Below are 12,040 nucleotides of genomic sequence, written 5' to 3' on the forward strand. Positions count from 1 at the left end.
GCCTATTGTCCTGCTTCATGCGGCTCCCCTTTGCCGGATGCGGCCTCCTCCGGGCCGGCCATCTGTTTTTTGGGCCCCAAAAACAACAGCACCATTAGCAGGGCCAGGCCCAGGCCGGTGAGGACCAGGCCCAGCTTGGGCCACGAGGGCTCGTAGGTGAGCACCAGCTCATGCCTGCCCGGCCCCAAGGCGAACCCCCTGAACATCAGGTTGGCGCGCAGCATGGCAATCTCTTGCCCGTTGTCGCGCGCCTTCCAGTTGGAGGTGTAGGTATCGGTGAGCACCAGGATGCCCGGTTGCTCCAGGCAAGCGCGCACCACGGTCCGGTCCGGACCATCCCGCAGCACCTCGGGCGGCGCGGCATTTTCGCAGGGCTCGCCCTCCCGGTAGGTCAGCGGCCTGCGCTCCAGCACCACCTCCCTGGCGGGGGCCAGCCCGGCCACCAACTCTTGCGCCGCCTCGCCCCGGGCCAACCCCTTGATCTCCGACACCAGGTAAGCGCGGGGCAGGCAATAAGGATTCTCCCACACGCCGGGGGCCACGGCTTTCATGACCAGAGGCTTGCCCATGATCTGTTCGCCGTTGAGGGCCAGGCCGTTGACCCCCCATCTGGCCTGCCTTTGGGTGTTGCGCAGGATAATGGCGGTGACCAGACGCGAATCCTCCAGGCGCCACGCGGCCAGATAGTCGTGCCCCTGGAACCTGGCGCCGTCCACCGGCCAGGAACGGTTGATTTTCGCCCGGCGATGGGCAAATTTGTCTCCCGGCCGCTCCACGGCCCACTCCGCCGTCTCCACCCCGGCCCTTACCGGGAACTCGCGGGTCGTGCCGTCGGCCAACACCAGGGTGAGACTGCCCACCGTTTGGCCTTGGGGCACCTCCATGGCCTGGGAAAGCTGGGAGGTCAACTCCATCTTGCCCACGGGCGCGTCGTACAGACCCTTCAGGTTCAGCCGCCACACCTGACCCGGCTCCACCACCACCCCCTTGTAGCGCGCATAGCGCGGAGCGGCCTGGCCGACGGGGCCCAGGATATAGCGGATATTGAGCAGGTCGAACAGGCGCAGGTTATATCTGGAGAGCAGGCTGAGCCTACCCAAACGGGCGTCGTTCAGTTGCCCGGCGATGCCCAACGCCGGAATGTGGTGGACCAGCCCGGCCAGCCAGATGGAGGGGTCGGAATGGCGCACGTCGAAATTGGTGAGGAAGCCCTGGAACTTCACCCTAAAGGGCGGCTCGCTTTGCACCAGGCCCTGGAAGCGCGCCACCTCGGGGTTGGGGGCGTAGAAGTCGCCGGGGTGATGGATGGAATTGATGGGCAGCGAGTCGGCCGCCCCCAAGCCCAGCGCGCCCGCCGCCAGGCACAGGGCGGCGAGCCCCAGGCGCGTGAGCATGCCGCGGAAAAACAGGGCCATCACCAATAGCGCCGCCACCAGAGGAAGGGGCCACAGCTGCGCGACGGGAACCCCGGCCCACAGCAGCACTGCGCCCATGAGCATCAGGGCGCCCAGGGCCAGGCTGGCGCGCAGCCTGCCGGCCTTGCCTCGCCACAGAAAGTCCGCGCCCAGAGCCGCCAGGGGGGCCAGGGCCAAGTTGGTGACGGCCAGCGCGTTTATCGGAAAACGGAACAGCTTGAAAAAGGGCAGGTGCGCCGACATGAAGGGCAAAAGGAACCCGTCGGAGCCCACGGCGTACAGGGCGCTCCAGGCGGCCACCAGGCCCAGCCCCCAGGGCAGGGCGTTGGACCGCGCGAAAAGGCCCACCGCCGCCAGGCATAGGGTCAGCGGCCCCAACAGCAGGTTGGCCCGGGTCAGCAACTCGGCCATGCGCGTGTAGGAGGCCGACCCAATGGCCGCGAAGGCGGCGTCCACCGTGGCCCGGTGGGAGCTCAGGGCCAACTCGGCCGAAGGCAGCAGCTGCAGGGAGGAAAGGAGCAGGCCCAGCAAAGGCACCACCGCACCCAGCAAAATCAGCTTCAGGGCTCCGGCCCGCCCCCGGCCCCAGTACCAGCCCGCCCACACCAGCCACAACAAGCCCAGGGAGAAGCCCGCGTAGAAAATCATCTGCCCCGAGCCCGCCAGAAAGCCCAGCGCCATGAACAGCCCCGCCAGGGCGGCCGCGCGCCAACTGACCCGGTCCAGGGCCCGATGCAAAAACAGGATCATCAGGGGGGCCCAGCACAAGGTGGTGAGGTGGATGGGGGCGTGGGCCCAGCTCACCAGGATGATGCCGCCCATGGCGCCGACCCCTCCCACCAAGGCGGCGGGACGGCGGCAGTCCAGCTCGCGGCAGAGCAAGTATTGGTTCAGGCCGTAGAGAAAGAAATGGCCCAACGCCAGGGCCTGGTAGGCGGCATAAGGCAAGGCCTTGCCCAGCCAGATCCCCAACAGCAGGTGGGGCGGGTAGAACAGGGTGGTCTCCAGCCGGGCCACGAAATCCACCCCGCAGCCGCCATAGGGGTTCCACAGGGCCAGGCCCTGCCCGGAAAGCCAGGCCTGGAGGATTTCACCGGCGTGCACCCGCCAGGGATAGAATTGGCGCGGAAAGTCTCCGAAGAGCAACAGGCCGGGCCGGCCCAAGGGAAACAGATAATCCCTGAACAGCAACAGGAACACCCCGGCCAGAACGGCCACCGCCGCCATGGACCCCAGCCAGGGAACGGCTCCCTGGTATCGTTTCGCGCCGGACACGTTCAGGCCTCTCCCCCCTTTCGTATCCCCGCCGGAGCCTACTCGCCCCCGTTTTCCTCCAGGTTGAAGATGCGCCGCACCAAGGCCAACTGCTGGCGCAGGGTGTCGGGGCTCTTGCTGTGGCTGGCCCCCTTGATGAACATGATGGGATCGTGCACCAGCTTCTTGACCAACGCCTGGGTCAAGCGATCCAGGGCGGCGGCCTGCTCGGGGCTCAGGCCCTCCAGGCCCTTGAGGGTGCGCCCCAGCTCGGCGGCGCGGATCTCCTCGGCCTTGGCGGCCAGGGCGCTGATGGTGGGCACCGCGTCCAGCCCGGCCAGCCAGGTCATGAACTTGACCACCTCCTCGGCCACGATGCGCTCGGCCTGGCCCGCCTCCACCGCCCGGCCCGCCCGGTTGGCCTCCACCACCGAGGTCAGGTCGTCGATGTCGTAGAGATAACAGCCGTCCAGCTCGCCCACCGCCGTCTCCACGTCGCGGGGCACGGCGATGTCGATGAAAAACAGGGGCCGCCCCCGCCGGGCCTTGAGTGCGGCGCGGGCCATCTTGGCGGTTATCACCGCCTGGGGGCTGCCGGTGCTGGCGATGACGATGTCCACCTCGCCCAGCACCTCGCCCAGGTCATCCAGGCCGATGGCCTGGCCCCCCCAGCCCCGGGCCAGCTCCATGGCCCGCTCCAGGGTGCGGTTGGCCACCTGCACCCGGCTGACCCCCTGGGCCATCAGGTGCTCCACCGCCAGCTCGGCCATCTCTCCGGCCCCCACCACCAGGGCGCTGAGCCCCTCCAGGGAGTCGAAGATCTTCTTGGCCAGCTCCACGGCGGCAAAGGAGATGGACACCGCCGCCCCGCCGATGTTGGTCTCCGAGCGCACCCGCTTGGCCACCTGGAAGGTCTTGTGCAGCAGGCGGTTAAGCACCGTGCGGGTGGTGCCGGCCTCGGTGGCGGCGCGGTAGGCCTCCTTGATCTGGCCCAATATCTGGGGCTCGCCCACCACCATGGAATCCAGGCTGGAGGCCACCCGGAACAGATGGCGCACCGCGTCGGCCCCCTGGTAGAGGTAGAGATGCTCGGCGATGGCCTGGGGGTCTTGCCCCCGGCCGCCGCACAGCCAGGCGCTGAGCTCGGCCTCGCCTCCCTCGTCCTCGGTGGCGGCCAACACCTCCACCCGGTTGCAGGTACTGACCATCAAGGCCTCGCGCACCAGGGGCAAGTCCACGATGCGCCCCAGCTCCTGGGGCACCGTCTCCGGCGGGGGCGCCAGACACTCGCGCACCTCGAGCGGCGCGGTCTTGTGGCTCAGGCCGATCAAGTGCAGCTTCACGGGCGGGGTCCTCCCAGGTCGGCCATGGAGCTGAAACTGTGGTAGCCGGGCATCAACAGGCCCGCGCCCAGGAAGGTGACCACCAGGGCCGCGAAGGCGGCCACCGACAGCCAGGCCCCCCGGCGGCCCCGCCAGCCCTGCACCAGGCGGGTGTGCAAGAGCGCGGCGTAGAGCAGCCAGGTGATCAGGGCCCACACCTCCTTGGGGTCCCAGCGCCAGTAGGAGCCCAGGGCCATCTGGGCGTAGACCGCCCCGGAGATGAGCCCGATGGTCATGAGCAGAAAACCGGCCAGCAGGCTGGACTGGCTGAGCGAATCCAGGCGGCTCAGGCTGGGCAGGCGCTTGAACACCGGGCCCATGGTCTTGGCCCTCAGCGCCCTGTCCTGAGCCAGGTAGAGCACCCCGCCCAGGCAGGTGAGGGCCAATAGGCCGTAACCGGCCATGATGCTTACCACGTGCACGATGACCCAGGCGCTCTTGAAGGCGGCGGTCTTGACCACCGGCACCGCCGGCAACACCGAGGCGGCCAGCATGAGCAGCACGCAGATGGGCCCCACCAGGGCGCCCAGGATCTTCACCTCCAGGCTGAGGTTCACCACCAGCACCGCGCCCATGAGGGCCCAGGAGAACACGTCCAGGGACTGGCGCAGGCTGGTGGCGGGCAACACCCCGCCCTCCACCCAGGCGGCGGCCAGGGCCAGGGTGTGCAGGCCGAAGCCCACCCACAACAGGGCCAGGCCCATGCGGTAGAGCCCCTGGCGCTGGCGGATAAGAAAGCCCAGGGAGATGAGCGAACCCACCACGTAGGCAATCAGGGTTATCCAATGCAGGGTGGTGCTCATGCCCCCTCCCTCTCCCGGGCGGCGTCTCGGCCCAGGCTTTGGCCCAACTCTTTCAGCGTGAAGCCCGGCCCCAGCACCGCGCGCATCACCTCGTCCACTCCGGCGGCGTCGCCCGCCCGCACCCGCTCCATCAGCTGTGAGTCCACCAATTGGTAGAACAGGGGCCGATTCTCGGCCGCCGGGCGTCCCTGGGCGGTGAGCTTTTGGCGCGCCGCCCTAAGGATGGCCAGATAGTCGGCCCACTCGGGGCCGAACTGGGCCTGCAAGCCCTGGCGCAGGCGGCGGGCCGCCGCCGGGCTGGCCCCGCCGGTGCTCACCGCCAGGGTGAGCTCGCCCCGGCGCACCACCGCGGGCACGATGAAGGAGCACATGGGCGGCACGTCCACCACGTTGACGAACACCCTCGCCGCCTCGGCGGCCACGGCCACCGACCGGTTGAGATCTTCGTCGTCGGTGGCCGAGATCACCAGCCAGGCCCCCTCTACGTCCCCCGGCTCAAACCCGCGCTCTATCAGCTCCACACCCTCAAGCCCGGCCAGCTCGCGGGCCTCTTGGCACAACGCCGGGGTCACCAGGCGCACCCGCGCCCCGGCCTCCAAGAGCGAGGCCAGCTTGCGCGCGGCCACCCGGCCGCCGCCCACCAGCAAAACCAGGCGGCCGCTCAGATCCAACAGGGCGGGATAAAAGGGCAAGGGCTTCTCCAATGCGGGTTCTGGGCAAGCATAACATCCGGCGGGCCGGGGGAAAAGGCGCGGGCGGCAATCAGGGGCCGGACAAGCGAAAGGGGCCTCCCCGCGGGAAGGCCCCCAAATTGGCTTGGCCGCTGCGCTCCTAGAGGGCGGCCTGGATGATCTTTATCGCCCGGTCCAGGTCGTAGCCCAGGGCGCCGTGGTTGATCACCAGCTTGTAGGCGGTGGCGTCGTCCCAGGAGCGCTTGAAAAAGTGTTTCACGTAGCTGGCGGAGATGCCGTCCTGGCGGCGGCACTCGGCCTCGGCCTGCTCCGGGGAGAGGTTTTCGCGCTTGGCCAGGCGCGCGGCCCGCGCGGCCGGGGGGGCCACCACCCGGAAATGGTGCGCCCCGGGGTCGTCGGCCAGGATGTACTGGCCGCCCCAGCCCACGATGATCGCGTCGCCCTGCGCGGCCACTCCCTTGACGAACTCGCTCACCGCCGCGTAGTAGCGCTCATCGTCCAAGGCGGCCTCGGGCTTTTGGGCTATGCGCCGCACGGTGTGCAAAAACACCTCGTCCACCAGCTTGAACAGGTTGTTCTCCTGCCCCCGGTGCATGAGCTCCACTTCGCCTTCGCTCATGTCCAGCTTTTTGGCCAGCTCGGCCAAGACCTCGCGGCCGACCAGGCGAAGGCCAAGCTCACCGGCCAAGCGGCGGGCCAACTCGCGCCCGCCGGCGGCGAATTCCTTGCTGACGGTGATTATGGCCATGCGATTTTTACAAGGCTCCGCTTCGGGCGGTCAGGGCACCGGAGGTGAACTTATCCAGGAAGCTATCTTGGTCCTGCTTGCCCACGGCCTCCTTGAGCTTGCTCTCGGCCAGCTCGGCGGCCAACTCCACGATCTCGTGGGCCAGCTCCCGACGGGCGTGGTGCAGGGCCATATCGGCCTGCAACCCGGCCCGCTCCATGATCATCTCCGAGGCCTCGCGGGCCTCTTCGATCATGCGCTGGCGGTCGCGCTCGGCCAGCTGGCCCAAGGACTCTTCGTAGCCGGCCAGCTCTTGGGCCATCGTGGCGGTCTTTTCCTGGATGAGCTTAAGCTGGGCCTCGGCCTCGGCCTTGGCCTGGTTCACCTCTTCCAGCTCAGCGGCCACCTTGGCCCTGGAGCCGGCGAAGAACTCCTTCAGAGGCTTCTTGGCCATCTTGTAGATCAAGAAGGCCAGCACCAGGAAGTTGACGATCTTCCAGCCCCAGTCCCACCAGACTTTCCAGGTGGGCACCACGTGGTGCTTGGCGGCCAGGGCCGGCTCGGCCCAACCCAGCAACAGCGCCAGTGCCACCAGAGCCAGGGCTGTCATCAGATGCAAGGCTTTCACGCGACCTCCCTACCCAGGATGCGGCCGGCCATCTGCTTGGCCACGCCTTCGGCCTGGGCCCGAATCTCGCCGCGGGCCTGTTCCATTTCCTTGTGGATGTTGGCCACCATCTGGTCGGTCTGGTCTTTGGCCTTGGCTTGGGCCTGGTCGATTACCTGGCGCGCCTCGCCCTCGGTCTTGCGGCGCACCTCATCCAGCCGTTCCCGCACCTTCAGGCGGCCCTCGTCCAACTGGCGTTTGTAATCGGCCTTGGTATCGGCCGCCTGCGCGCGCAGGGACACGGCCTCGGCCAGCCCGCCTTTCAAGGTGGCCGTCCGCTCGGCGACCATCTTGCTGATGGGCTTATACATCAACCTGTTGAGGATGAAGATAAGCACCAACAGGTTGATGATCTGCACCAGCAGCGTTGCGTTGATGCTGATCATGGGCCCGACCTCCGGCCTAGACCACGAAGATCAAGAGCAGCGCCACCACCAGGGAGTAGATGCCGGTGGACTCGGAGACCGCCTGGCCCACCAACATGGTGCGGGTCAACAGGCCCGCTTCCTTGGGGTTGCGGCCGATGGCCTCGCATGCTTTACCCGCGGCGAAACCCTCGCCCACGCCGGGGCCGATGGCGCCCAGGCCCATGGCGATACCTGCGCCCATCAGAGCGGCCGCCCTCACCAGATCCGCGCCTTCAATGGCCATTTCCTAATTCCTCCCGTGATGAACATGTCCTCGGGGCCCCATTAGCGAGGCCCGGTGGTCTTAAATTACGAACAACAGCAACAGCGATACGATGAGCGAATAGATACCCGTGGACTCGCTCACCGCCTGACCGACCAGCATGACCCTGGTCAGCAGCACGCCGACTTCCTCGTAGTTGCGGGCGATGCGGTTGACCGTGTAGGCCGCGGCCAAACCTTCGCCCACTCCGGGGCCTATGCCGCCGAAGCCCATGCAGATGCCCGCCGACAGGGGGGCCACCCAGGCCACCATGGTATCGGACGCCTCCCTGGGGATGAACAACAGGATGAGGCTGACCAGGAAGCCGTAAATGACCGTGGACTGAGCCACGGTCTGGCCTATGAGCATGGTGGTGGTCACCGGTCCAGAGGCCTCGGGTACGCGGGCGATACCCGCGGAAGCCTCCTGGGCGGTAAAGCCGTTACCGATGCCCGGGCCGATCGCGCTTAGACCGGTGGACAGGCCCGCGCCCAAAAGGGCGGCCCAGGTGGGCCATGCGGGAACCCCGTTCCAGTCCACGAACATGAGCATGAAGGCCACGACCATGCCGAAGATGGCCGGGGTCTGGCTCACCGCGCTGCCGATGAGCATGTTGGTGCGAATGGTGGTGGCCGCCGCGGGCTGACGGGCCATGCCGGCGGTGGCGCTGCCGGCGGGCATGCCCGAGCCCACGCCCGAGCCGATGGCCGCCAGGCCCACCGAGAGACCCGCGCCCAACACCGCGGCCCAGCCGGGCCACAGGGGCTGGGTGGACCAGTCGATGAACATGAGCATGAAGGCCACGACCATGCCGAAGATGGCCGGGGTCTGGCTCACCGCGCTGCCGATAAGCATGTTGGTGGTCAACGCGCCCTGGGTGGGCGGGTTGTCGGCGATGCCCACGCAGGCCTCGGCCGCCGGGAAGCCGCCGCCGGCCCCGGAGCCAATGGCGCTCAGGCCCATGGCCAGCCCGGAGGCCAGCAGGGACCAGGCCTCGATCATGGGCGCTTCGGAGCAGTCCATGAAGGCCAGGAGCATGGCGATGACCAGGGCGAAGATGCCCGCGCTCTCGGCCACGGCCTGGCCGATGAGCATGTTCTTCAGGATAGGGCCGCTCATGGCCGGGTTCTTGCCGATGGCCCGGGAGGCGTTGCCCGCCGCGTAGCCCTCGCCCAGGGCCGCACCGATGGCCCCGAATCCCACCGAGAATCCGGCCCCCAAGAAGGCCGCGGCCTGTACCCAAGTTTCCGTGCTAAAGGGCATTAAGCGATTCCTACTTGGTTTGAACCGAGATATAGACCAGGGTCAACATGGTGAACACGAAGGCCTGGATGGTCCCCACGAACAGCCCGAAAAAGGCGTTCAAGGCCGGCGGCAGCACCAGGCTGTAGACCAGGTCGCTCACCACCAGGATGATGATGGACCCGCCCATGATGTTGCCGTAGAGACGGAAGGAGATGGAGACCACCTTGGAAAGCTCGCCGATGATGTTCAGGGGCGCCATGAAGAACATGGGCTGGATGTACTCGTTGAGGTAGGCCTTGATCCCCTTGGTCTTTATGCCGGCGTAGTGGGAGATTATAAAACCCAAAAGCCCGTACGCCAGCGGCGTGTTGAGGTCTTTGGTGGGCTCGCTGAGACCCGGGATGACCCCCAACATGTTGCTGAGCCAGATGAACAGGAAGATGGTGATGATCATGGGGAAGTATTTGCGGTTGTGCTCGTCCAGGGCGTCGGCCACCAGGCCCTGGAAGGCGTTGACCATCACCTCGCCCAAGGTCTGCCAGGAGCCCGGCAGAAACGACAGCTTGCGGGTGGCCATGAAGCCGAAAGCCACCAGCACGGCCATCACGATCCAGGACATGATGAGGGTCTCGGCGTTGAACTCCAGGCGCATGCCGCCCAGATTCAGATACCAGTGGGGTATGTGGGTCAGCTCGTTCACGGCGCTACCTGCTCTCCGAGGTAATACCCAGCAAACGGCCGCCCAGGAGGCGGTCGCTCAACAAGGTGAACTGAACCGTAAAAAGGCCCGCGGCGGCGGCCAGGGGGGCCACCCGCTGGGGCATGGACAGGGCCACGGCCAGGGCCGCGGCCATGAGACCGAAACGAAGGGCCACCGAAAGCACGGTGAAGGCCTGCCCCCGGCGCTGGGCCGGGTCCAGGGCCCGCGGCAGAAGCCAGGCCATGGCCAGGAAGTTGCCCGCCGAGGCCAGGGCGCCCAGGGCCACGCCCCGGGCCCAGGAGGCTTGGCCGATCAGGGTGAGGATGAGGGCCGCGCCCAAAGCGAAAAGCAGCGCGCGCGTGATCACCTGGCGCAGAAACACGCCGGTGGGGCCGCTACTCTTGATCGCCGTTGCGCTCAACTTTATCTTCCTCGGGCTCCAGGTCCACCTCGGATATTTGGCGGTAGACCGTGTATCCTCCCCCGGCGATGCCCAGGAGAATGAAAACCGTGATGAAAACCGCTTTTGCGCCCAGCCACTCTCCCAGCCAATAGCCCACGAACAGGCAAAAGAGCACAGAGCCGGCGAAGGTTAGCCCCACCTGCATGACCAGGGCCAAGTGGTCCCAAACGGCTCGCGGTGGTCTAGTCAGCATGATGACCAGCTTCTGATACTTAAAGGTTTAGCGGGCTGACTAGGCATTAATAGACCTGACACTTTTGCATGTCAAGGACAAAGTGCAAACCTGCACAAACCAATCCCTAGCGCCTAGCTGAGCGGGGACATTTCGCCTTGTACCCTCTTTTCGCCTTATGATAACCTGATCCTGCCGAGGGTAACCGGCTTGAGGGGGGCCGGGGATTCAGCGGCACAACTACAGTCAGTCGGCAATTTGGTTTAGCGGGGAGTGCTCCCGCGGGGATTGGGAGGATTAGCATGGGAGAAAAGCGTGTTGCCCGAGTTACCGAAATCGTGGCCGCCAGTCCGGTTAGCCTGGACGACGCCATCAAGGTTGGCTTCGAACGGGCCACTCGCACCCTCAGGGGCATCACCGGCATGAAGGTGGTGGAGCAGCGCGTTTCGGTGATGGAGAACCAGATCTCCGAATACCGGGTCCGCCTGGAAGTGATTTTCGTCCTCGAGGCCTGAGTTAGCGGCCGCAACGATTAAATCCAGCACCCCTCGCCACATTCGGCTTCCCCGGTTTGCCGGGGAGGCCTTTGATCTCCTTATGGCCGCAGCGTGAACACCCCTCCATACCAAGACCTTTATATCTATGAGATTTTGGGAGACGCCCGCGCCCAGGCCCATGGTTTGGGCCCCCACTACCTGGGCCTGTGGCTGGAGGGCGACACCTCCTTTTTGTTCTTTTCGGCCCCAGCCGCCCAGGAGGTGGAGCGTCTGCTGGCCCCGGGCGGCCTTAGTCTGCGCCAGCGCCACGAGCTGACCTACGAGCAGTGGCAGGGCGGCCTGGAGATCAAGCCCTGGCTGGTGGGCGACCTGTTTTTCTGCCCGGCCTGGAGCCCGGTCCCCCCGCCCGCCGGGGCCCGCCGCCTGCTCATAGACCCCGGCCTGGTCTTCGGCTCGGGCCTGCACCCCACCACCCGCCACTGCCTGGAGCTGTTGTGGCTGCGCCGCCAACGGGCCCCCCTGGGGCGGGTGTTGGATTTGGGCTGCGGGACCGGCATCTTGGCCCTGGCCGCCGCCGCCTGGGGAGCCGAGGAGGTCTTGGCGGTGGACCTGAACCCCCTGTGCGTGAGCACCACGGCCAACAACGCGCAATTAAACGGGATGGAGCTGAAAACCGTGGAGGGCGCGGCGGGGGACTTTCTCGATCGACCCGCCGGCCTGGTGCTGGCCAACCTGCCCTGGGCGGTGCAGGAGGAGCTCTGGGCCGCGCCCCGGGTTTTGGACGGTTTTCCCCAGCTCATCCTCTCGGGGGTGATGCGCTCCCAGGTGGGCAAGCTAGAAGACCTTCTGCGCTCGCGGTCCTATGCCATAACCCAGCGTAGGGAGGCGGATTTCACCTGGTTCAGCCTCTGGGCCCACTACTCCACCGCTATCGCCTGAACATGACGGCCCAAATCGGCCGCCGCGCTCAGTCGGGGGCCCTGGCGGCCCGCCAAGCTGAGCAACCGCTCAGGCAATTTTTCTGTAACTATGCCGTTACAGGCGCAAAAAACCCCACATTCAGCCGTTGACAAGCCGCCCGGGTGGTGGTAGAGCCATATCTACTAGTGATCTGACGGAGGATCTGACCCATGAGGCGAAAAACAACTAACGGCAAGGCCAAACCGGCTCACCAAACCGCTTCCTTCCGCTCCGCCTCCCTTCTTGGCGCCATCCTCGGCGTATTGTTGTTGGTACCCTCCGTAATTATCCTGCCCCTCTAGGGGCCGCAACCACTTTACCGACATCCTGATTTTTTAATCACAGGCCGTCGGGCCCCCCGCAAGGCTATGCCCTCGGGGGCCGGCCGCCGCAA

Annotated in this window: 14 protein-coding genes; 2 read left to right on the forward strand and 12 right to left on the reverse strand. The window is 66.5% G+C overall.

The genetic code is table 11. The features are described from left to right. Window positions 1-2: 2 nt before the first annotated feature. From AACH32_RS20560 to AACH32_RS20615, 12 genes are all read right to left on the reverse strand, one after another. On the reverse strand, window positions 3-2,690 hold the full coding sequence (locus AACH32_RS20560) for a hypothetical protein (RefSeq protein WP_338603844.1): 2,688 nt from the start codon (window positions 2,688-2,690) through the stop codon (window positions 3-5). A 38-nt stretch (window positions 2,691-2,728) separates the two neighbouring features. Next, window positions 2,729-4,012, reverse strand: a complete 1,284-nt coding sequence (gene hemA / locus AACH32_RS20565; protein ID WP_338603847.1) for a glutamyl-tRNA reductase — start codon at window positions 4,010-4,012, stop codon at window positions 2,729-2,731. Next, window positions 4,009-4,854, reverse strand: a complete 846-nt coding sequence (ccsB, locus tag AACH32_RS20570; RefSeq protein ID WP_338603850.1) for a c-type cytochrome biogenesis protein CcsB — start codon at window positions 4,852-4,854, stop codon at window positions 4,009-4,011. Before ccsB ends, hemA begins: the two co-directional genes overlap by 4 nt. After that, a complete protein-coding gene (locus AACH32_RS20575; RefSeq protein ID WP_338603853.1) occupies window positions 4,851-5,546 on the reverse strand; it encodes a precorrin-2 dehydrogenase/sirohydrochlorin ferrochelatase family protein in 696 nt (231 codons plus the stop codon). Before AACH32_RS20575 ends, ccsB begins: the two co-directional genes overlap by 4 nt. Before the next feature lie 139 nt (window positions 5,547-5,685). Then, on the reverse strand, window positions 5,686-6,294 hold the full coding sequence (locus tag AACH32_RS20580) for an AAA family ATPase (protein ID WP_338603856.1): 609 nt from the start codon (window positions 6,292-6,294) through the stop codon (window positions 5,686-5,688). 7 nt (window positions 6,295-6,301) lie between these two features. Continuing rightward, window positions 6,302-6,901 (reverse strand): ATP synthase F0 subunit B, encoded by a 600-nt coding sequence (locus AACH32_RS20585; RefSeq protein ID WP_338603859.1) that lies wholly within the window; start codon window positions 6,899-6,901, stop codon window positions 6,302-6,304. Then, window positions 6,898-7,326, reverse strand: a complete 429-nt coding sequence (locus AACH32_RS20590) for an ATP synthase F0 subunit B (RefSeq protein WP_338603862.1) — start codon at window positions 7,324-7,326, stop codon at window positions 6,898-6,900. Before AACH32_RS20590 ends, AACH32_RS20585 begins: the two co-directional genes overlap by 4 nt. Before the next feature lie 16 nt (window positions 7,327-7,342). Beyond that, window positions 7,343-7,591 carry an ATP synthase F0 subunit C gene (gene atpE / locus AACH32_RS20595; RefSeq protein WP_338603865.1) on the reverse strand — a complete coding sequence of 83 codons (249 nt, stop codon included), beginning with the start codon at window positions 7,589-7,591 and terminating at the stop codon, window positions 7,343-7,345. 60 nt (window positions 7,592-7,651) lie between these two features. Next, on the reverse strand, window positions 7,652-8,872 hold the full coding sequence (locus AACH32_RS20600) for a hypothetical protein (protein WP_338603868.1): 1,221 nt from the start codon (window positions 8,870-8,872) through the stop codon (window positions 7,652-7,654). A gap of 10 nt (window positions 8,873-8,882) precedes the next feature. Further along, a complete protein-coding gene (gene atpB / locus AACH32_RS20605; RefSeq protein ID WP_338603871.1) occupies window positions 8,883-9,554 on the reverse strand; it encodes a F0F1 ATP synthase subunit A in 672 nt (223 codons plus the stop codon). Window positions 9,555-9,558: 4 nt separating this feature from the next. Next, entirely contained in the window at window positions 9,559-9,975 is a 417-nt protein-coding gene (locus tag AACH32_RS20610) for an ATP synthase subunit I (RefSeq protein ID WP_338603873.1), read from the reverse strand. Beyond that, a complete protein-coding gene (locus tag AACH32_RS20615; protein WP_338603875.1) occupies window positions 9,950-10,210 on the reverse strand; it encodes an AtpZ/AtpI family protein in 261 nt (86 codons plus the stop codon). Before AACH32_RS20615 ends, AACH32_RS20610 begins: the two co-directional genes overlap by 26 nt. Before the next feature lie 281 nt (window positions 10,211-10,491). Here AACH32_RS20615 and AACH32_RS20620 point away from each other — a divergent pair, with 281 nt between their 5' ends. Beyond that, on the forward strand, window positions 10,492-10,704 hold the full coding sequence (locus AACH32_RS20620) for a dodecin family protein (protein WP_338603877.1): 213 nt from the start codon (window positions 10,492-10,494) through the stop codon (window positions 10,702-10,704). Window positions 10,705-10,797: 93 nt separating this feature from the next. Further along, on the forward strand, window positions 10,798-11,625 hold the full coding sequence (locus AACH32_RS20625) for a 50S ribosomal protein L11 methyltransferase (RefSeq protein WP_338603880.1): 828 nt from the start codon (window positions 10,798-10,800) through the stop codon (window positions 11,623-11,625). The last annotated feature ends 415 nt before the right edge of the window (window positions 11,626-12,040 follow it).

This window comes from Desulfoferula mesophila (genome assembly GCF_037076455.1).
Lineage (GTDB): Bacteria > Desulfobacterota > Desulfarculia > Desulfarculales > Desulfarculaceae > Desulfoferula > Desulfoferula mesophila.